At 62.4% G+C, this 21,297-nt stretch carries 17 protein-coding genes; 14 read left to right on the forward strand and 3 right to left on the reverse strand.

The window, feature by feature from the left end; all coding sequences use genetic code 11:
- The first annotated feature begins 163 nt into the window (after nt 1-163).
- The 13 genes from hemE (at nt 164) to LOY35_RS02185 (ending at nt 12,505) form a co-directional block, all read left to right on the forward strand.
- Nucleotides 164-1,234 carry a uroporphyrinogen decarboxylase gene (gene hemE, locus LOY35_RS02125; RefSeq protein ID WP_258630164.1) on the forward strand — a complete coding sequence of 357 codons (1,071 nt, stop codon included), beginning with the start codon at nt 164-166 and terminating at the stop codon, nt 1,232-1,234.
- A gap of 384 nt (nt 1,235-1,618) precedes the next feature.
- Complete coding sequence (gene gbpA / locus LOY35_RS02130) at nt 1,619-3,085, forward strand: N-acetylglucosamine-binding protein GbpA (RefSeq protein WP_258630167.1); 1,467 nt, start codon at nt 1,619-1,621, stop codon at nt 3,083-3,085.
- A gap of 66 nt (nt 3,086-3,151) precedes the next feature.
- Nucleotides 3,152-3,667, forward strand: a complete 516-nt coding sequence (locus LOY35_RS02135; RefSeq protein ID WP_258630168.1) for a type II secretion system protein N — start codon at nt 3,152-3,154, stop codon at nt 3,665-3,667.
- An 8-nt stretch (nt 3,668-3,675) separates the two neighbouring features.
- The gene (gene gspD / locus LOY35_RS02140) at nt 3,676-5,592 is read left to right on the forward strand and encodes a type II secretion system secretin GspD (RefSeq protein WP_258630170.1); all 1,917 of its coding nucleotides are present in this window, start codon (nt 3,676-3,678) and stop codon (nt 5,590-5,592) included.
- On the forward strand, nt 5,589-7,061 hold the full coding sequence (gene gspE / locus LOY35_RS02145) for a type II secretion system ATPase GspE (protein ID WP_258630171.1): 1,473 nt from the start codon (nt 5,589-5,591) through the stop codon (nt 7,059-7,061). The genes gspD and gspE overlap by 4 nt, the downstream gene beginning before the upstream one ends.
- 4 nt (nt 7,062-7,065) lie before the next feature.
- Nucleotides 7,066-8,274, forward strand: coding sequence for a type II secretion system inner membrane protein GspF (gspF, locus tag LOY35_RS02150; protein WP_258630172.1), 1,209 nt, complete (start codon nt 7,066-7,068; stop codon nt 8,272-8,274).
- 3 nt (nt 8,275-8,277) lie between these two features.
- Nucleotides 8,278-8,733, forward strand: coding sequence for a type II secretion system major pseudopilin GspG (gene gspG, locus LOY35_RS02155; RefSeq protein WP_258630173.1), 456 nt, complete (start codon nt 8,278-8,280; stop codon nt 8,731-8,733).
- A gap of 2 nt (nt 8,734-8,735) precedes the next feature.
- The gene (gene gspH, locus LOY35_RS02160) at nt 8,736-9,203 is read left to right on the forward strand and encodes a type II secretion system minor pseudopilin GspH (RefSeq protein WP_258630174.1); all 468 of its coding nucleotides are present in this window, start codon (nt 8,736-8,738) and stop codon (nt 9,201-9,203) included.
- On the forward strand, nt 9,196-9,579 hold the full coding sequence (gene gspI / locus LOY35_RS02165) for a type II secretion system minor pseudopilin GspI (protein WP_258630175.1): 384 nt from the start codon (nt 9,196-9,198) through the stop codon (nt 9,577-9,579). The genes gspH and gspI overlap by 8 nt, the downstream gene beginning before the upstream one ends.
- Nucleotides 9,572-10,105 carry a type II secretion system protein GspJ gene (locus tag LOY35_RS02170; protein ID WP_258630176.1) on the forward strand — a complete coding sequence of 178 codons (534 nt, stop codon included), beginning with the start codon at nt 9,572-9,574 and terminating at the stop codon, nt 10,103-10,105. The genes gspI and LOY35_RS02170 overlap by 8 nt, the downstream gene beginning before the upstream one ends.
- Nucleotides 10,102-10,947 carry a type II secretion system protein GspK gene (locus LOY35_RS02175; protein WP_258630181.1) on the forward strand — a complete coding sequence of 282 codons (846 nt, stop codon included), beginning with the start codon at nt 10,102-10,104 and terminating at the stop codon, nt 10,945-10,947. Before LOY35_RS02170 ends, LOY35_RS02175 begins: the two co-directional genes overlap by 4 nt.
- On the forward strand, nt 10,947-12,050 hold the full coding sequence (gene gspL, locus LOY35_RS02180) for a type II secretion system protein GspL (protein WP_258630185.1): 1,104 nt from the start codon (nt 10,947-10,949) through the stop codon (nt 12,048-12,050). Before LOY35_RS02175 ends, gspL begins: the two co-directional genes overlap by 1 nt.
- Nucleotides 12,050-12,505 carry a type II secretion system protein M gene (locus tag LOY35_RS02185; RefSeq protein ID WP_258630187.1) on the forward strand — a complete coding sequence of 152 codons (456 nt, stop codon included), beginning with the start codon at nt 12,050-12,052 and terminating at the stop codon, nt 12,503-12,505. The genes gspL and LOY35_RS02185 overlap by 1 nt, the downstream gene beginning before the upstream one ends.
- Before the next feature lie 1,466 nt (nt 12,506-13,971).
- On the opposite strand, the gene LOY35_RS02190 is transcribed toward LOY35_RS02185, so the two are convergent.
- On the reverse strand, nt 13,972-15,141 hold the full coding sequence (locus tag LOY35_RS02190; protein WP_408981238.1) for an MFS transporter: 1,170 nt from the start codon (nt 15,139-15,141) through the stop codon (nt 13,972-13,974).
- A gap of 224 nt (nt 15,142-15,365) precedes the next feature.
- Between LOY35_RS02190 and LOY35_RS02195 the strand changes: the two genes are divergently transcribed.
- Nucleotides 15,366-16,280: a LysR family transcriptional regulator gene (locus tag LOY35_RS02195; RefSeq protein ID WP_258630194.1), complete on the forward strand. Its 915-nt coding sequence runs from the start codon at nt 15,366-15,368 to the stop codon at nt 16,278-16,280.
- A gap of 172 nt (nt 16,281-16,452) precedes the next feature.
- Here LOY35_RS02195 and LOY35_RS02200 read toward each other — a convergent pair whose 3' ends face one another.
- Nucleotides 16,453-20,520: a dermonecrotic toxin domain-containing protein gene (locus LOY35_RS02200; RefSeq protein ID WP_258630199.1), complete on the reverse strand. Its 4,068-nt coding sequence runs from the start codon at nt 20,518-20,520 to the stop codon at nt 16,453-16,455.
- A 312-nt stretch (nt 20,521-20,832) separates the two neighbouring features.
- Nucleotides 20,833-21,279, reverse strand: a complete 447-nt coding sequence (locus LOY35_RS02205) for an excinuclease (protein ID WP_258630204.1) — start codon at nt 21,277-21,279, stop codon at nt 20,833-20,835.
- Nucleotides 21,280-21,297: the final 18 nt, after the last annotated feature.

The raw sequence follows: 21,297 nt of genomic DNA on the forward strand, positions 1-21,297 counted from the left end.
AAGCCTTGCTCCCACAAAAGCTGCTCCCACAGTCGTTTGGTAGTGTTGAGTAGGCCGTGTTGCACCGCGACAAATTGCCCCGATAGATAAAAGGCACGGCTCTTGCCGTGCCTTTTGCGTCGCGCTCTGAGAAAATGCCCGCACTTTTTTTCCGGATGCCGACATGACTGCCCTGAAGAACGACCGTTTCCTGCGCGCCCTGCTCAAGCAACCCGTAGACGTTACCCCGGTGTGGATGATGCGCCAGGCGGGCCGCTACCTGCCGGAGTACCGCGCCAGTCGCGCCAAGGCCGGCGACTTCATGAGCCTGTGCATGAACCCCCAGTTTGCCTGCGAAGTGACCATGCAGCCGCTGGATCGCTACCCGCAGCTGGACGCGGCCATTCTGTTCTCCGACATCCTCACCATTCCCGACGCCATGGGCCAGGGTCTGTACTTCGAGACGGGCGAAGGCCCGCGCTTCAAGAAAGTCATCAGCACCCTGGCCGATATCGAAGCGCTGCCGATTCCCGATCCGCAGAAAGACCTGGGCTACGTCATGGACGCGGTCAGCACCATCCGCCGCGAACTCAATGGCCGCGTGCCGCTGATCGGCTTCTCCGGCAGCCCATGGACCCTGGCCACCTACATGGTCGAGGGCGGCTCTTCGAAGGATTTCCGCAAGACCAAGGCCATGCTCTACGACAACCCGCAAGCCATGCACCTGTTGCTGGACAAGCTGGCGCAGTCGGTGACGGCCTACCTCAACGGCCAGATCCTGGCCGGTGCGCAAGCGGTGCAGATCTTCGATACCTGGGGTGGCAACCTGTCGGCGGCGGCGTACCAGGAGTTCTCCCTGGCCTACATGCGCAAGATTGTCAGCGGCCTGATCCGCGAACATGAGGGGCGCAAGGTCCCGGTGATCCTGTTTACCAAGAACGGCGGCCTGTGGCTGGAAAGCATCGCCGATGCCGGTGCCGACGCCCTGGGTCTGGACTGGACCTGCGACATCGGCAACGCTCGCGAACGGGTCGGTCACAAGGTCGCGCTGCAAGGCAACATGGACCCGACCGTACTCTACGCCAAGCCCGAAGCCATTCGCGCTGAAGTCGGGCGTATCCTCGCCAGTTATGGCAAGGGCAGCGGCCATGTGTTCAACCTCGGCCATGGCATTACCCCGGAGGTCGATCCGGAACATGCCGGTGCATTCCTGCGGGCGGTGCATGAGCTGTCGGCGCAATATCATGCCCAGTGATCTGTATGGCTAATTCCCTGCACTCGGGTTAATCGCGCAGGTCATCAGTCCCATCCCGCTCAAGCAGCCTGTCCGGCCCGGCGTCGGACAGGCTTTTTTGTATGTGCTGTTTATCTATTCAACATCAACTAGTCAGTTGTTTGGTCCGACGTGTTTGTTGTTTATGTCGGCTGGCTTCTTATGTGTAAGAGATTTCTTTCGCCATGTAAGAAAAATAGATTCAGAGATCCTTCCTTCTTCCTAGAGAGATTTACCCTACATAGCAAACTTTGAGTTTTCTATAAGGTTCGGCGCTTGAAAGGTACGGCGCTGAGCACTCCTGCATGCCTTTCAAGATGACGGTGATACGTCTCCCCAATCTCGAATGACTAGCCTGGAACTTATATGAGAAACAACTTCAACAAGAGCACGGTATTGACGGGATGTGCTTCCTCCCTGGTTCTCTTGTCGACCTTGATAGTGTCCCAGGGCGCGCTTGCCCATGGTTTCCTGGAAGTACCGCCCTCGCGTGCGCTGTTGTGCCAGAAAGGTGAAAACAAGAACTGCGGCGGCGCGCAATACGAACCCCAGAGCACGGGTGAAACCTTCAAGGGTTTCCCCAACGGAGCAGGCGGGGCGCCCCTGCAAGGGCCCATCGACGGAAAAATTGCCAGCGGTGGTCATCCGCTGTTTTCCGCCCTTGATGCGCAGTCGGCCACGCGCTGGCATCAAACCGAGATCCGCGACCGCAATATTGCCTTCCAGTGGCAATACACCGCCGTGCACCCGGCGACCCGGCATGAGTATTTCATTACCCGCGATGGCTGGAACCCGAACGAAGGGCTCAAGCGTGCCGCGTTCGACAGTACGCCGTTCTGCACGGTGGATGGCGGCAACCAGACCCCGAAACCGGGTGCCCGGCACAACTGCGTCATACCCGACAGCAAGTCGGGACATCATGTGATCCTGGCGGTCTGGACGGTGGGTGACACCGACAATGCCTTCTACGACCCGGCGGACGTGAACATCCTCGCTGAAGCCGCGCTGCCGGGGGGCTGGTCGCCGGTGGGCAGCATTGCATCGTCGACCCCACTGCTGGTTGGCGACAGGGTCAAGGCGCGAGCGTTCTCCGCCACCGGCGAAAATCCTTCCTACAGCGTGACGATCGGCATCGACTCCGCCGAGGAGGGCAGGCCTGAAAACTGGTCGTTCAAACTGGCCGAAGCCATCAACCAGGCCCATCCGCTGATTCGTGCAGGTATTCGCGACGATGAAGGCAATATCACTCCGGTCCGCGGCACCAACAACCTGTACGCCCAGAAAGAAAGCGGTGTGAGCCGGTATGAAGTGCAACTGGACATGCAGGAAGACGCTGGCGCCAGCATGACGATTGCGTCCTTGCAGCCGGAATATGTACTCGACAAGGGGCGCGTCAACATGACGTTCGCGGCGCAGACAAATCGCCGGATGAACCTGGAAGCCACGTTGCTCGATGAGAAGAACAAGCCGGTCGGGGTCGTGAGCCAATCCGCGGGTGAAGGCAACACCGGGCTGAGCATGGACGTGCGCAGTGCCCCGGGTGCCCACACCCTGACGCTGGTAGGCACCACCGAGGACGGGCGGACCACGCGCCAGGAGACTCGCAGTGTCACCCTGACCGGTGAAGGCGCAGACGTCGAATACGATTTCGTGTTCCCTGAAAGTCTCGGAGAGTACACCGCCGGTACGAAGGTGCTGCAGCCCAAGACCAACGAGGTCTTCGAGTGCAAACCGTTCCCCGCGTCCGGTTACTGCAAGCAGTACAGCCCGACGGCGAACGGCTTCGAGCCCGGTGTCGGTGCTTCCTGGCAAAGCGCCTGGGACAAGCTGTAAGTCCTGACAGGAATGGTTTCAGGCAATCCGCACGGGTTGCCTTAAGCCTTCAAGCGAGAGTGCGTGATGTATTCAAGTTATTTCTTCGCACGACACGCATTGTGGCTCGTGCCGCTGTTGCATGGCGTATTCCTGGCCGGGCAGGAATGGCGTTTTCGCCAAGCGTTGGGTCGTGAAGTGCCGGTGGTTGGCGAATCGCCGGTCGTTGCGGTTGAGCGCTCGCCCAACGTCCAAGCCGTGGCTACCGTGCTCGGCCTCGCGCCTGCGGGCGCGCACTTGCCCAGTGCCGAGCCGATGACCTTGCAAGCCAGTTTTGTCGTCACCCACGACTTGTCGCGGGCATTGCTGGCTGACACCGCGGGCGCGCGCATCTACCGGGTGGGCGAGCGCTTGCCCAGTGGCAGCGTGCTGCGCCGGGTGGAGGCCGATCATGTGACGTTGTGGCGCAACGGGCGTGAAGAACGCCTGGCCCTGCAACAAGAGGCAAAGCCCTGGTTGCGCCGGTTGAGCCCTGAAGATGAGCGCCCTGCAACGGCTCATTCCTCGCAATACATACGCCCGGTGGCCGGGCATTCAGAGTGATCGAATTCATGAACAGCGTTATCCGCAGCCGTGTCTCCCACGTGTTGCTCTGCCTTGCCGTGTCCTGTCCGCTGGTGTTTGCCGACGTGGCGCGGGCCGAGGAGGCACGTTGGCAGCTGGCGATGAACAATGCCGAATTGCGCGACGTGGTCGAAGAAATGTCCGCGATCCTGGACAAGACCGTGGTGCTCGATCCGAGGGTGTCGGGACGCATCTCCGTCATGTCCCGCGAAGCGTTGGATCGCGAAGGCGTGCGTCGGTTGTTCTATTCGGTGCTCGATGCCCACAACTTCACCGTGATCGATGAAGGCGAGCGGATCCTGATCACCCCGGTTACCGATGGAAGGACCCGGGCCGGTGCCGACAACACGAAGGACCCGGCGCCCTCGCAGTTCGTCACCCGGGTCATCGACTTGCAGTCGAGCGTTGCGGCCGACGTTGCCGGACTGATTCGCCCTCTGGTATCGGGCGCTGGCTACATCGGGCCCTCGGTTTCCTCCAACGCGCTGGTGGTGACCGACACGGCCGCCAATGTGCAGCGCATCACCCGGGTCGCGCAGCAGCTGGACTCGGGGCGCAACCGCAATCATGAGGTGGTGCAGTTGCGTCATGCCAGGGCCGGGGATGTTGCGTCGATCCTGGACGCTTCCGGCAGTAAGCGCGAGGCCGACACCGCAGGCTCGGTGATCGCCGACGCGCGCGGCAATCGCCTGGTGATCATCGGCGCGCCTCGGGTGCGTCAACGCCTGGCCGGGCTGGCCCGGACCCTGGACGTTCCGGCCTCTGCGGTCGAGGACACTGCACGGGTCATCCGCTTGCGCCACAGCGACGCCAAGCAACTGGCCGCGGTGCTGGAAGGCGTCGGGCAAGACAAGAAGGCCGTACCGGCTCAGGCCGGCCTGCGGGAAAGCGCTGGCGCCAACCCGTTCATGATCAAGGCCGACGAAAGCCAGAATGCCCTGGTGTTGATCGCCGAACCGGCCCAGGTCCGCACCATCGAGAATATCGTCCGGGAGCTGGACCAACCCCGGGCCCAGGTGCTCATCCACGCCGCCATCGTTGAAATTTCCGGAGACATTGCCGAAGCGCTGGGAGTGCAGTGGGGGATCAACAGTGGCAGCGCGACGGGGGTCATCAGTTTTTCGGGGACCAACACTCCGATCCTCGGCGAGCTGAACCCCAAGGACGTCGATGGCGTGCTCCTGCGGTTGGGGGGCGATCGCTTCAGTGCACTGATATCGGCGCTGGCGAGCAATACCCGCAGCAACCTGCTGTCCACGCCCAGCCTGCTGACCCTGGATAACCAGGAAGCGGAGATCATTGTCGGCAAGAACGTGCCGTTCAAGACCGGCTCCTACGCCACCAACGGCAGCGGTGCGGACAATCCCTTTACCACGGTGGAGCGCAAGGACGTCGGCATCAGTCTCAAGATCAAGCCCTACATCAATCAAGGTTCCTCCCTGCGCCTGGAGGTCCAGCAGGAAGTTTCGGACATTGCCCCGTCTGTTGCCGGCGTGGACTCCTCGGACCTGATCACCAACAAGCGGGCCCTGAAGAGCACGATCCTGGCGGACGATGGCGAAATCATCGTGATCGGCGGCCTGATCCGCGACGATGTCCGCTCCCAGGAAAGCGGCGTGCCGTTGTTGCGCGGCATTCCGTACCTGGGTGCCCTGTTTCGCTGGACCCGCGACACCCAGACCAAAAGCAACCTGATGGTGTTCCTGCGGCCCACTATCGTGCGTGGCAAGGAAGACCTGGCGGATGTCAGTCGCCAGCGCTACGACGCGCTCCGGGAGCTGAGCAAGCCGGGCTCGCGACAGAATAATTCGCTGTTGCTGCCCCGCGACGCTCGCCAGTTGTTCGAGTCCTCCAGGGAGGCTTCGTCGGCAGATCCGTTGCCGCAGAGTCGGGGTGACCTGTGAGCGAGTCCCAGGCCCCGCTACCCTTCGGCTTTGCCCGGCGCCACGGCGTGCTGCTGGACGGCGAAGGGGCTGCCGTGAGCCTGGTGATGCGTTGCGACGCGCCGCTGACTGCACTGGCCGAGGTTCGCCGGCTATGCGGCCGGGAACTGCCGATCCAGGTGCTGGAGCCCGCGCAATTCGCCACGCGTCTGGCCTGTGTCTATCGCCAGGGCCAGAGCGCTGCCGAACAGGTGGCCCAGGGGCTGGACGAGGAACTGGACTTGCTCAGCCTGGCCGATCAGCTGCCGCAGACCGCCGATTTGCTGGAGCAGCAGGGCGATGCGCCGATTATCCGCTTGATCAACGCGCTGCTCAGCGAAGCGGTCCGCGAACAGGCGTCGGACGTGCACCTGGAAACGTACGAGCAATACCTGTCGGTCCGCATGCGAGTCGACGGCCAGCTGCGAGAAATGCTCCGTCCGCGCCGGGAGCTGGCCAGCCTGCTGGTATCGCGGATCAAGGTCATGGCGCACCTGGATATCGCTGAAAAGCGAGTCCCTCAAGACGGCCGGATGGCGTTGCGGCTGGCCGGGCATGAGGTCGATGTACGGGTCTCGACCTTACCGTCGGCCCATGGCGAGCGCGTGGTGTTGCGCCTGCTCGACAAGCAGGCCGGGCGCCTGGAACTGCCACGCCTGGGCCTGCCGGACGATACCCTGGCGAGCCTGCTTCGGTTGCTCGCCAAACCCCACGGTATCGTGTTGGTGACCGGGCCCACGGGCTCGGGGAAAACCACCAGCCTGTACGCGGCGCTCAGCAGCCTCAACCACCAGAGCCGCAACATCCTCACCGTCGAAGACCCGATCGAATATCACCTGCCGGGCATCGGCCAGATGCCGGTCAACCCGAAGGTCGACATGACCTTCGCCCGTGGCTTGCGAGCCATTTTGCGCCAGGACCCGGACGTGGTGATGGTGGGCGAGATCCGTGACCGCGAGACGGCGGAAATCGCAGTCCAGGCCTCCCTGACCGGTCACCTGGTGCTGTCGACCCTGCACACCAACAGCGCCGTCGGCGCGATCACGCGTCTGGTGGACATGGGCGTGGATGCCTATCTGCTGGCCTCGTCCCTGGCCGGCATCGTCGCCCAACGGTTGTTGCGGGCCCTGTGTCCGTCCTGCAAGACCGCCTATGTCGCCGACGCCGCCACCTGTCGGCGCCTCGGGCTCGACGCCGACGCCGGGCCTCGGCTGTTCAGGGCCCGGGGCTGCGATGAATGCCAGGCAGGTTACCGGGGGCGTTTCGGCATCTATGAGCTGATCAGTGTCAGCAGTCCGTTGTCGCAGCTGATTCATCAGGGGGCTACCGAACAGGCGCTGGCGTTCGAGGCACGCAAGACCTCCCGCAGTCTGTTTCAGGACGGACGCCAGCGGGTCCTGGAAGGCCTGACCAGTGTCGATGAACTGCTGCGCATCACCCAGGAGGATTAGCGCGATGCCGACTTTCGACTATCGGGCCGAAGACACCCAGGGCCGGCGCCGCAAGGGACGGGTGGACGCCGACAGCGCCCGTCATGCCCGTCGGTTATTGCGCGAGCGCGGGTTGCTGCCCTGGGAATTGCGCGAGGGCGAGGCGCAAGCCAGCCTGGGCGCCCGCTTTGCCGGGGGACGCCTGAGCCCGGCCGACCTGGCGTTGTTGACGTTGCAGCTCTCGACGCTGATCCAGGCCGGGTTACCTCTTGAAGAATCCCTGCGAGCCGTGGCGCAACAGAGCCAGAAGCGTCGCGTCGTCCACTTGTTGTCGGCGGTGCGCACGCGGGTCATGGAAGGCCACGCATTGGCCACGGCACTGAAAGCGTTCCCCCAGGCGTTCCCCGAACTGTTCTGCGCCACCGTCGCGGCGGGCGAACAATCCGGTCACCTGGGCCAGGTGCTGGAGCAACTGGCGACTTACACCCAGGCACGTCAGGCGTCTCGCCAGCGTATTCAATTGGCGCTGGTGTACCCGCTGATTCTGCTGCTGGCCTGCGTTGCGATTGTCGCGTTTCTGCTGGGCTATGTGGTGCCGGATGTGGTGAGGATTTTCATCGACAGTGGCCAGCCGTTGCCTTGGCTCACCCAGGCGCTGATCGCGCTGAGCGATGGGGTGCGCCGCTATGGGGCGCTGATGCTGGTAGCCCTGGCCGGGATGTTCGGGCTGTGGCGCTGGAGTCTGCGCCAGGCGGTGTGGCGCCTGCGCTGGCATCGCCTGCTGCTCAGGCTGCCGCTGTTGGGCGACGTGTTGCGGGCGATGGAAGCCGCCCGATTCGCCAGCACCCTGGCGATCCTGAGCCAGAGCGCCGTGCCCCTGGTCGAGGCTTTGCACATCGCCGCACAGGTCATCGGCAACCTGACCATCCGCGCCCGCATGGCCGACGTTGCCCGTTCGGTGCGCGAGGGCGGGACCCTGACCCGAGGCCTGGAACTGGGCGGCGATATTCCACCGCTGATGCTGCACATGATCGCCAGTGGTGAACGGGTCGGCGAGCTGGATCGCATGCTGGCCCGTGCCGCCGAACAACAGGAGGCCAGCCTCGCGGCGCGGATCGCGCTGGTGGTGAGCCTTTTCGAACCGGCCATGTTGGTGGTGATGGGCAGCGTTGTGTTGCTGATCGTCATGGCCATTCTCCTGCCTATCTTGAGCCTCAACCAATTGGTGAATTGATCGATGAAACTTCAAAACTACCGGCCCGCACGCCTGCAACGCGGCTTTACGCTGATCGAAATCATGGTGGTAGTGGTCATCATCGGCGTGCTGGGCGCCATGGTGGTGCCGCAGTTCATGAGCCGGCCCGATCAAGCCAAGGTCACGGCGGCCCGCACCGATATCCAGGCGATTGCCACCGCGCTGGAAATGTACCGGCTCGACAATTTCCATTACCCGTCGACCCGACAGGGCCTCGAGGCACTGAGCAAACGTCCGTCCGGCACGCCAGTGGCAAGAAACTGGAACCCCAAGGGCTATCTGAAAAGCCTGCCGATCGATCCCTGGGGCACGCCCTATCAATATCTCCACCCTGGCCTCAAGGCTGCCGATGGCAGCTACGACCTGTACTCGCTGGGTGCCGATGGCGAGCCGGGCGGTGAGGGCGTGGCGGCCGATATCGGCAACTGGGTCGAATGAGCATGGGCCGGCGCTGCTGGGGCTTCACGTTGCTTGAACTGATGGTCGTCATTGTCCTGATCGGGGTATTGGCAGGCATGGTCAGCCTCGCCATCGGGCCAAGCCCGGCGCGTGAGGCGAGGCAGCAGGCACAGGACTTCATCCGTGTGGTGCAGCGGTTGCGCGAGCGAGCGGTGCTGGATGGGCTGGAATACGGTGTGCGGGTACAGCCTCGCGGCTATCAGGCGTTGCGACTCGGCCCCCGGGGGTGGACCGCCGTGGCGCCCATGCACCGGTTACCTGAAGGCATGACGCTGGGGCTGGAGCAGGACGGTCATGCCTGGGTCCTCGACGACACGCCAGGCACACCGCAATTGCTGATGCTCAGCAGCGATGAGATCAGCCCGTTCAGGTTGCTGGTGAAAATCGCCGGCCAGCGTATTGCGCGGGTGTCGAGCGATGGCCTGGCGGAGCCGTCGATTGATGAGTGAGTTTCGCCGACCGGCCGCCTGCCAGGGATTTACCTTGCTGGAGGTCATGATCGCCCTGTCGATTTTTGCCACGGTGGCAGCGGCGGCGCTGTCGGCCAGCCAGTTCGTGCTCAGGCAAAGTGTCGCGCTCGAGGACCGCCTGTTCGGTGCCTGGCTGGCCGACAACCAGTTGAGCGAGCTGCGCCTGCAAGCCGCCACTGCGCCGGGCCGACAGCACCTGACCCGGTCTATGGATCGTCGCGACTGGACCCTGCAACAGCGTATCGCCCCGGCCCGCGACCCCCGTCTGCTTCACGTCGAGATCCAGGTCGGCCGCGCTGGCAGCGCATCCGTCGTACACCGAATGACCGGGTGGATCCGCAACCGTCATGAATAGGCAGTCGGGGTTCACCTTGCTGGAATTGGTTATCGCCATCGCCCTCTTTGCGCTGCTCGGCCTCGCCGGTTGGCGTCTGTTCGACGCTGTCGTACGTACCCAGCAAGGGGCCGGTCAGCATGAGCGGGAAATCAGGGCCTTGCAGCGCGCCGTGGGCGTGATCGAGCGCGATGCCTGGCAGGCCGTGGCCGGGTCTGTCGTACTCGCCCCGGGGCGCCTGCAATTGCAGCGCAGCCATTGGCGCAATCCACTGGACCAGCCCCGCAGCGAACGGCAGACGGTGAGCTATCGGCTCGAAGGCGCAGCGTTGTGGCGCGATAGCTTTGGCGAGGGAACGGCCACCCTGCAGCGGCAGAAACTGCTCGATGATGTCCGCAGTTTGAGCTGGCGCCTGTTTGACCCGCAGCAGGGTTGGCAAGGCGAAACCGCGGACGACGGCTGGCCGCTGGCATTGGAACTCATCGTGTCGGCGGGGCGCTTCGAACGGATCCGTCGGGTGCTGCTGTTGCCGGGAGCGCTGCCATGACGCATCAACGCGGAGTGGCATTGATCAGTGTGCTGCTGGTGCTGAGCCTGGCGTTGCTGCTGGTCGGTGGAATGCTGCGCAGCCATCGCCTGTTGCTGCACAGCAGCGCGCAGCAACTGCAACAGGTCCAGTTGCGCCAACTGGGCCTGGCCGCTGAAGCCTGGGCGCGCGCCGTATTGGAAGGCAGCGTGGACAATCAGGCCGGGTCCATTGACCTGAGCCAGGACTGGGCCCGGCTGGCGTCTGCCCTGACGCTGGACGACGCCGGGATCGAGGTTGATATCGAAGACCTGTCCGGGCGTCTGAACCTCAATCCGTTGTTGACCCGTGGGCAGATCGATCAAGTGACCTTGGGACGGTGGGCCCGGTTGCTCACCCTGCTGGATTTACCGGCGCTGTCGTTGCCCCAGGTCGGAGCTGTTCAGGAGTTGAGTCAGCTGCGTCTGTTGCCCGGCATCGACGGTCAGACCCTGCAACGCCTGGAACCCTGGGTGGCAGTGCTACCCGTGGACGCGCGGCTGAATATCAATACCGCACCGCAGCGTGTCCTGATGGCCCTGGACGACATGGACGCCGGCGCTGCAAACGCCGTGATCGAGCGACGCTCCGACTCCCCCTACGCCAGTGTCCAGGCCTTCACCGGCGACCCGTTGTTGTCCGGCCTGGGCCTGAGCAGCCATGGCCTGGGGGTGAGCAGCCGCTGGTTCCGGATCACCGTGAGCGTGACTCAAGCGGACCGCCACCTGCGCCTGGCCTCGGACATCGAGCGTGATCCCGTGACCGGGCACTGGAGTGTTCGCCAGCGCCGTTTCTTACCCCTCAGCCCCAGTGAGCTTCCTTGATGAAAACCTGGCTTTACCTGACCGCCGAAGGCGCGGGCGCCCCTTGTGCCAATTGGCGTTGTTGCGTGTGGTCGCCCTCGGGTGAACGCCATTGTCTGCCGTTGCACGAAGCCGCTCGCGAGTTGCACGGGCGGGTGGTCGATGTGCTGTTGCCGATGGAAATGTGCAGCTGGATGCGTAGCGATCCCTGGCCCTCTCGACGCCAGCCCCGACCCCAGGCCCTGGCATTCGCCATCGAAGAGCAGTTGAGCGAGAACCTCGAAGCGCTGCACATCGGCATCGGTCTACGGGATCGTCAACAGTGCTATCCGCTGCTGGTGATCCAGCGGGCCCGACTCCAGGCGCTACTGGCGCTGCTCGACGATCATGACATCGATGTCCGGGCGATACATGTCGATGCCGAACTGATCGCCGAGGACAAGGCTTTCGGGGTGCGCTGGTTCGGTCGCTGGCTGTTGGGCGGGGCGTTGCCGGCGCGGATGGCGCTGTCGGCCCAAACCTTGGCAACACTCAAACCGAGCCTGCCCGGGGACATCCACTGGCTGGACGAGGCCACCGACCGCCCGGGCATCGACGAGTGGCTACTGAGTACCGAGGGACATCCCATCAACCTGTTGCAAGGCGAGTTCCGACGGCGTCGTCAGCGTCTGCCCTGGCGCGGTGTGGCGACGGCCGCGCTGGGGATGTTCCTGCTTGCCTGGGCGTTCGATGAAGCCCGCATCGGTTTTCTGCACAACGAAACCCGCCGTCTGCATGCGCAAGCCGAGCAGCAATTCAGGTCGCTGTATCCCGGGCAGGATCACCTTGTTGATCTGGCGGCGCAGTTCCAGGCATTGCAGCAGCGTCGCGGTCAACACCAACTCACCCAGGTCGGTCGGCTGGTCCGCCTGACGGAACAAGTGATTGGCGCCAGTCCTGTCGAGGTGCAGCAGATCGAGTTCCGAGAGCACGAAGGCTGGAAAATCCAACTGATGGCCAGCAACTTCATCGAGCTTGAACAGCTGCGTGAGCGCGGACAGCAAAACGGCCTGCCCGTCACCTTGGGCAGCGCCAGCAAGCAGAACAACCGGGTACAGGCGACCCTTACCCTGGAGGACAGTTGATGAGCCTCAGTGGATGGACACGCCTGAAGCAGGTCTGGGAAAGCATGTCCTGCCGCGAGCAACGGTTATTGCTGGGCCTCGCCGGGCTGACCCTGGTGGTCGTGGGTTATACCTCGATCTGGCAACCCACCCGCCAACGCCTGGAGATCGCCGAGCGACAATATCGCCAACAGGCACAACTGACCGCACGGATCCAGCGCGCCGAGCCCGACCGGGACACCAGCGCCGCACTGCGCCCGTTGTCGGTACGAGTCAACGACAGTGCGACAACGGCGGGCTTGGACATCGCCGAAATGGAGATCGAGGGCGATTCGTTTCGGCTCACCGTCACCGGCGATGCCAATTCGCTGCTCAATTGGTTGGATCGTCACGAGCGGGACGGCGCGGCCGTGCGATCGTTGGCCTTGGAAGCGCGCGATGGCGTGTTGGAAGCGCGGGTGATGTTGCGTCAGTGATTGGCTGGACATGTGTCCATCATATCCATGGTCAAAACCGAGACCCGTGGCGAGGGGATTTATCCCCGCTGGGCTGCGAAGCGGCCCCAAGAGCTGTGAATAGATCAGATCGACGGCGAGCGCTGCGCACTCGAACGGGGATAAATCCCCTCGCCACAGGGGGCTCAGACCGGCATGTTTCCGGGCAACACCGGCAACTTCGCCAGTTTACCGCCACCGACAACGCCACCAGCAGCAACTGGAAGCGCGGGTGGTGTTGCGTCAGTGACTGGCTGGACATGTGTCCATCATATCCATGGTCAAAACCGAGACCTGTGGCGAGGGGATTTATCCCCGCTGGGCTGCGAAGCGGCCCCAAGAGCTGTGAATAGATCAGATTGACGGCGAGCGCTGCGCACTCGAACGGGGATAAATCCCCTCGCCACAGGGGGCTCAGACCGGCCTGTTTCCGGGCAACACCGGCAACGCCACCAGCAGCAACTGGAAGCGCGGGTGGTGTTGCGTCAGTGATTGGCTGGACATGTGTCCATCATATCCATGGTCAAAACCGAGACCAGTGGCGAGGGGATTTATCCCCGCTGGGCTGCGAAGCGGCCCCAAGAGCTGTAATAGATCCGATTGACGGCGAGCGCTGCGCACTCGAACGGGGATAAATCCCCTCGCCACGGGGGCTCAGACCGGCATGTTTCCGGGCAACACCGGCAACTTCGCCAGTTTACCGCCACCGACAACGCCACCAGCAGCAACTGGAGGCACGGGTGGTGTTGCGTCAGTGATTGGCTGGACATGTGTCCATCATATCCATGGTCAAACCCGGGACCCGTGGCGAGGGGATTTATCCCCGCTGGGCTGCGAAGCGGCCCCAAGAGCTGTGAATAGATCGGATCGACGGCGAGCGCTGCGCACTCGAACGGGGATAAATCCCCTCGCCACAGGGGGCTCAGACCGGCATGTTTCCGGGCAACACCGACAACTTCGCCAGTTTTACCGCCACCCCCAACGCCACCAGCAGCAACTGGAAGCGCGGGTGATGTTGCGTCAGTGATTGGCTGGACATGTGTCCGTCATATCCATGGTCAAAACCGGGACCTGTGGCGAGGGGATTTATCCCCGCTGGGCTGCGAAGCGGCCCCAAGAGCTGTGAATAGATCAGATCGACGGCGAGCGCTGCGCACTCGAACGGGGATAAATCCCCTCGCCACGGGGGCTCAGACCGGCATGTTTCCAGGCAACACCGGCAACTTCGCCAGCTTTACCGCCACCGACAACGCCACCAGCAGCAACTGGAGGCACGGGTGGTGTTGCGTCAGTGACTGGCTGGACATGTGCCTGATGCCAGTCAGTTAAAAATCAAACGGCGCAAACCCTGTGGGAGCTAAGCTTGCTCGCGATGGGGCAGATCAGCCGACATTGTTGTTGGCTGACTTACCGTAATCGCGAGCAAGCTTTGCTCCCACAGGAGGTGTTCAGACCGGCATGTTTCCAGGCAACACCGGTAATTTCGCCAGTTTTACCGCCACCGACAACGCCACCAGCAGCAACACGCCAATGAACAGGCCGACACCGTTCCACCCACCCAGGTGCCACGCCACGCCGCCGGCGGTGCCGGCCACGCTCGAGCCGGCGTAATAGCTGAACAGATAAAGCGAGGATGCCTGTCCCTTGGCGGTGAGGGCACGGCGGCCGATCCAGCTGCTGGCGACCGAGTGGGCGCCGAAGAAGCCGAACGTGAAGACCAGCATGCCCGGGATCACCAGCGCCAGGGGCGTCGCCATGGTCAGGGCGAGACCGGCCAGCATCAAGGCAATGGTGGCCCAGAGCATCTTGCGTCGGCCAAGCTTGTCCGCCAGTGCGCCGACTTTGGCAGAGCTGTAGATGCCCGACAGGTACACCACCGACAACAGTCCAACGAAAGCCTGGTCCAGATGATAAGGCTCGGCCAGCAGACGGTAGCCGATGTAGTTGAACAGCGTTACGAAGGCGCCCATCAGCACGAAGGCTTCGAGAAACAGCAACGGCAAGCCAGCATCACGAAAGTGCCGGGTGAAGCCGTCCAGCAAGCTGCGTGGGTGCAACGAGCGTGGGCGGAAGTTGCGTGACTCGGGCAGGATCCTCCAGAACACCGCCGCGGCGATCAGGGCGAGGCCGCCAATCACCAGCATCGCGGTGTGCCAGCTGACAAAATCGATCAGCACGCCGGTGATCAGGCGCCCGCACATGCCACCGATGGCGTTGCCAGCGATGTACAGCCCCATCGCCAGGCCGATGTGCCTGGGATGGATCTCTTCACTCAGGTAGGTCATCGCGACGGCGGCCAATCCGCTCAACGACAGCCCCACCAAGGCCCGGAGCAGAAGCACGCCATGCCAGGTCGGCATCATGGCGCTGGCCACCGTGCACAGTGCGGCGGCGAACAACGCGGTGACCATCACCGACTTGCGGCCGATGCGATCGGAAATCGGCCCGGTGATCAACAGGCCGACGGCGAGCAGGCCGGTCGCCACCGAGAGGATCAGGCTGCTTTGCGCCGCGTTGACGGAAAACTCCCTGGATAACAACGGCATCATCGGCTGCACGCAGTACAGCAGGGCGAAGGTTGCAAAGCCACCGCAGAACAGCGCCAGGACCGTGCGCATGAACAACGGCGTGCCTTTCTCGATGTAGATGTCCTGCAGTTCAGTGACGTCGTCCTGCACGCGGGGTGGTATTTCATGGGCCAGTGGCGCGACAGCAGTTTTCACGATGGACCTCGCAGGGCACGATCAGGGCAAGCAATGAAAAAAGCATATAGCCGGCTAATGTTTCTATCCAATATATTGTTCGACCTGTTTAAGACGTTCTACGACCTATTGGATTGTCCATGGAATTGCGTCACCTTCGTTACTTCATCGCCGTGGCCGAAGAGCTGCATTTCGGCCGCGCCGCGCTGGCATTGGGGATCTCCCAGCCGCCCCTGAGCCAGCAGATCCAGGCGCTGGAGCAGGAGATCGGCGCGCGGCTGTTCGAACGCACCAATCGTCGGGTCGAGTTGAGCGAAGCCGGGCGGCTGTTCCTCGAAGAGGCGCGGCGGGTACTGGCCCAGGTTGACAAGGCCGCCGACGTGGCTCGTCGTGCCCAGCAGGGGGAGCTGGGTGAGCTGAAGATCGGTTTCACCTCTTCGGCGCCGTTCAACTCCACCATTCCCCAGGCGATTTTTTCGTTTCGCCAACGGTTCCCGGCCGTGCACTTGAACCTGCGGGAAATGAGCAGTACCCAGGTGGCCGACGCGTTGCTGGACGAAACGATCGAGATCGGCATCATGCGACCCCTGCCGCTGCCCGACGCCTTGAGCGAAATCGAACTCAGCCGCGAACCGCTGGTGGCGGTGCTCAGTGCCAAGCACCCGCTGGCCCAGAACAGTGACGAGGGATTGTTTCTCTCGGCCCTGGCCCAGGAACCCTTCGTGTTCTTCCCCCGCAGCTACGGCAGCGGCCTTTATGCACAACTGCTGAGCCTGGCCCGCGACGCCGGCTTCAGCCCCCACTTCGCCCAGGAAGCCGGCGAAGCCATGACCATCATCGGCCTGGTGGCGGCGGGGCTGGGCGTCTCGGTATTGCCGGCGTCCTACCAGCGGATCCGGGTCGATGGCGTGGTCTACCGGCCATTGCTCGACCCGGCGGCGGTGTCGGCGGTGTGGTTGGTGCAGCGTAAGGACCAGCGTTCGCCGATGGCGAAGGCGTTTGTGGAGTTATTGGCTAAAAATACGGGTATTTCCAATTCTGGAAGGACGGCTTGAAGAAGGGCGCCTTTCGGCTAATGCGGATCAGTTAAGCCACAACCCTGTGGGAGCAAAGCTTGCTCGCGATTGCGGTAAGTCAGTCGGCAACAATGTTGACTGATCTGTCGCAATCGCGAGCAAGCTTTGCTCCCACAGGGTCTGTGCCGTTTTGATCCTTAACTGACTGGCATTACGCCTTTCGGCGCCTGACCTTCGTCTCAAGACTTTTCACACCGAGCCTAGCCTTCCCAAACCGTCGCAGGGCCATTGGCGTGGTAGTCGTAGAACCCTCGTAGTATCCAGTTATCGCCCTCGCGTTCAAACGCGGCGCGCCATGCGCCTTTGCCACCGCCCGGGTCAGTTGGGCCATGGTGTACCAGTAATATCGGTTGATCTTCTTGGTGGTTATCCTTCCCGCGCGAATATCTTTCGTAATGACTCGGACCCTGGTTTTAGCTGCCTCTGAGAAGCTGGCGTAGGACATCTGGGTTTCGGCCAATGAGCTGGTGGTAACGGTGAATTTGTCCGATGCCGGCGATGGGCTGGGTAGAGCCGGGGGGGTAACGGTGGACGGCGTACCTTCCACTTTGTGGGTTCGAGCCTGGGTCACGATCTCGATATCGAACGGTTCGTAGTTGGCCAAAGTTCGGCTAAAGTTCGTGATGTCTTCGCCGGTGAGCAGCATGACGTTGCGTTGGGTCCGGCCTTTGTTGGCGATGATGTAGGGCACTCGATTGTTTCTGATCTCCGTCAGCAGCCCGGGCTTGTGCCTGCGCTGCTTCTCCTCCCGAAGAGCAGCCGTCAACTCGTCATAGCATTCGTCCGAGGCCAGGTATTTTTCCCGGGCGGCCTTTGCTTCTGGCTCATTACCCGGGAATAGCGCCTGTGCCTTGGCAGCCAGCTTGGCCTCCACGGCATTGAGCATTTCCCGGGTGCCTTGCGCGATCTTGTCCATGGCCACCTTCTTCCTGCTTCCTTTGGAGGTGAAGGCCATGAATATGGCGCCGGTGATGTTATCCGTGATGATCGTTGTATTGACCCGAATCCGCTCTTCGGTAAAGAACATGCTCCTGTGTGACAGTATCGTGTCGTAGATTTTTATTTTCTGAATGTCGTTCAGAGTAACGTTGAATACATTTGCTTCGATGTCCTTACTGCTAAGGACGACGATGCTCCACGTGTTCATCTTGTCTAATAATTCCTGCTGGAAGGCTTTGCGCCTGGACAGGTTGCCTCGCCCCTGAGTCCAATCGAGTATTTGGGCGTGGTAGCGGTTTATGTCGAGTGCACCTATATCCGCCATGCTCTCGCGAAGAAGGCGCTCGGCCAATGCTTCAGGCATGGACTGGAAAATGTCCCTGGCGGTGCTGACTGCTTCGAGGGAAGGGTAGCGATTCATGACCAGCACGCCCTCCACCAACGCATTGCAGGTTCGTTGTTGCGGGGTTTCCGAGGACCGGTCGAACAGACTCTGGAGCGCACCACCTCCGCGTAACCGATACCGCTCTTCAACGCGCCAGCCGTCATTTCCCCAAGTGACTGTCCGCTGGTCCGTGCGATTGTTCGGTGAGTAAATGATTTGCTCGCCTGCCTGGACCGCCGTTTTGTAGTAACCCTTCCCCAGCTTCAGGTAGCCCTGTCCGCTTGCGTCGCGGTAGCGGTGGCGTCCCTCGGCTGTCAATCCATGTCCGTCAAACCCTTTGAGACGATAGGGCTCCAGCTCCGGATCCGGCATGCGGGGGATGGAGGAAAGCGTCGGGCGTACCTGGTGCCGGCGGCGTCCCGCGCGGGCCATGATCAAATCCTGTCCGGCCTCGGCCATGACCTCTCCCAACCCGCTGATGAAGTCAGAAGTCCACTGGCGAAGGCTGCCATTTTCATCATCTACCGCCGACACCGCAGCACCGCCCGCCACTGTCGGCAGGATCGCACGACCCAACAGGCCGCCCAGCCGTCCTACCGGGAACATCGACATGGCGCCGGTCAACAGCATGACCCCGTTTCGGCGCCCCTCCTGCGCGGCAGCGCTGTCGCGCTCGGCATTGCTCACCGTCAACATTTCTGTGGTTTTGATCGCGTGGGTTATCTGGGTTTCATGCAGCACCTGGAGCAGGTTCGCTTCAACCGCGGGCGAAGCGATCTTCCTGGCGAAATCGTTCTGAGCCCGATCCTTCACCCACGCGAAGACGGACTGCGCGACTTTCTTGATCTTCTGCTCGAATGTCAGATCTTCCGACAGCGGTACCAGGCTCGCAAACTGCTCAGCCTGTTCCAGTAACGGCAACTGCGAGATGAGCCAGCGGGTCATCTCCGGCGTGGCCGTCAGGGTCTGTACCAGGGTGGTTTCCAAGGTCCGGCTGCTGGTCGCATCCACGTCGCGGAACGTCTTGCCGTCCGGCGCGCCCGGCGTGTACAGCGTCAGCGAGGGGCGGCTCGCGAGGGCCTTGACCCCAAATGCCAGTATTTCTTTCAGTACGCTATTGCCCCAGTGCAGTTGATGGACCACCACCTCATGCCCACCAACCTTGCCGCGGCCTGCCGCCGTGGGGCTGTCCAGCGCCGCCAGTACCAGTTTCAGTCCGGTATTGTCACGGTCGTGCCGCAGGTCGCCGGAGATGTGCGCTGCCCAGACCTGGGCTCGCATCTGCTGTGCTTTCAGGACCATCCAGTGCGCCTGCGTTTGTCGGGCTACGATTTGCAGCTCGGTCGGCAGCCGGGCGCCGACGTTGGCCCTTTCGAGGATCTCTACAATCTGCGCAAAACTCAGCGGCCCTTCTACGGTGGGCCGTGGGGCATTGCGTTCATCAAGCGTCAGGTTGGACATCGCCCACTCCGTCAGGGAACGGCGGTCATCGATGACTCCCCTCACGCTGCCTTGGGATATCCCGGAGCCAAACGGCGAACCGCCGGTGGGGGCATGGGGATCGATCACCTGCTTCCTGATAGTCAATGACACGTCTTCAGGGTCGACCGGTGGGTATTTCTCGCGGATGACACCGGCCAACAAGGTGCGGGTCCGGGCATGCAGGGCATCCGGGGTCGCCAGCGTCACGGGGTCGGGCGCAGGAACCGCTTCCACCAGGGTGGTCTGCACCGCATGGGTCGCCTGCCACCACGCCAGACGGTCGCTACCGGTGACGTGGGGATTGGCGTGCAACCAGTTATCGAGCTTTTTCAGGCTCAGCCGCAGCTCACGCTCATCCATGGCCGCAGCCAGATCCAGTCGATTGCCCAATTCCACCATCGTATCCAGCCGGCCCATCCAGGCGTCGATTTCCTCCGCTTCTGCGGGGCCGTTGAGAAAAACGCTGCCGACGGCGTTCCTTTGCACCGTCCGCAGTTCGGTGACCAAGCGGGCCAGGAAGTGCTCGGCAATCGGTGTCGTTTCAATCTCGTCTCCAGGGTCGCCGTCTTCCTGCAGGCTGGCCTTGAGCGCCGCCAGGTCCTCGTGGATGCGCAGCGGTTCGCCCGGACGGTACAGCACCGCACCGCCTGACTCGCTGGGGCTATCGTGTTGCGTCAGCACCACGGCCATCGGTACCGGCACGCTGACGGACCACCCTTGCGGGATCACGCTCAGGCTATGCACGCCGGGCCGCTGGTACTGCGGGAGTTGCCCACGAGACGCCGCGTCTGGCGCCAACAAGACGCGCTCCACCAAGGCCTTGTGCATCGACGGGCGCAGCGTGCCGTCCAGCTTGTGGAGGTCCGCCTGGGCCTTGAGTTGTAGGGCCAATTCTGCGGCCAGCCAGGTGCTGACGCTACGGCCCTGCCTGAAATCGGTGGCTCCGGCCCAGAAATCGTCCAATGCCTGGGTCAACAGTTGTTTGCACGAGCCCGGCGTGATGCTCAGCAGCTGCTTGAGTTCTTGCTTGGCGTCACTGCTGTTCAGGGCAGTTGGCATGTCCGTGGCGTCATTCTGATGAATGACGAGGTCAATGTTGTCTGGTTCGTCGAAGAACTCACGGACATTCAACTTACCCGCAATCGCCCGCCAGAAAAGCGTGCCGAGGCGGGTCGTGGTCCGGCCCTTTTCCTTTCGCCTGCACACGAATATTTCCTTGGCGGTGACGTTGCCAGGCAGGGCGGGGAAGGTTCTGCTGAACCAGTCATCCAGATACTCCTCCAGCACCCCGGAGGCACGTGGAAAGGCACCGTTCAGGCGGATCATCTGTTGCTGCGAGGTTTCCAGCAGGTTTATCAGCGGGGTACTCGGGGTTGGCGGGCTATCAGTCCGTGAGGGGGTGTTTTCCAACATGTGCTCTTCCTGAGACGTTTTCGGAAGAACAACCTATTGAAGAAAGGGGATGACCGGGTGGTAGATAGATACCGCACGTGGCGGTGTCGGGCGGGGTAGGAGGATTGGCATCAATCTCTGTGGGAGCGGGCTTGCTCGCGAAGGCGGCGTACCAGTCGACAAAAATGTTGTCTGGCATACCGCCTTCGCGAGCAGGCTCGCTCCCACAGTGGATTTTCAGTGAACCAAACATCTGCGCCGGGCACAGAAACCCTTGTGGGAGCGAGCCTGCTCGCGATGACGGCAGACCAGGCTACATCAATGCCTGAAGGCTCACTGCACCTTCGACAGGTCCCCTTTCAATGCAACCCCAGCCATGATCGCGCCGGCATGGCATTCATAGGTTGTAGCGTCCTTGCGCTCGTTGCTCTTGTAGAAGCTGACGATGTTGGTCACGGCGTTGGCGCCGGCATTCTTGGCCGCCTGGTGCAGGCTGATCAGCGCCGATTGCAGCACCCACTCGCAGGCCACTTCGTCGGACTTGTTGAAGGCGTTGGTTTTCTTGTTGGTCACCGCACCAGGACTGATGACGGTGACGTTGCCGGCGGGCTTGTTGCCCGCCAGGTAGAACTTCACGCTGCCATCGATTTTGCCGGTGCGGATGGCTTCGGCGACGACTTTGTCGAAAGGCAGGTACAGCGCGGTATCACGGGCCTGGCTGAGGGTCGGCAGGGTGCTGAGCAACAGGGCGGCGGTAACGGCGATTTTCTTCAGCGACATCATGGTCTCCTTGACCAG

Origin of the sequence: Pseudomonas sp. B21-028 (assembly GCF_024749045.1) — a bacterium.
Lineage (GTDB): Bacteria > Pseudomonadota > Gammaproteobacteria > Pseudomonadales > Pseudomonadaceae > Aquipseudomonas.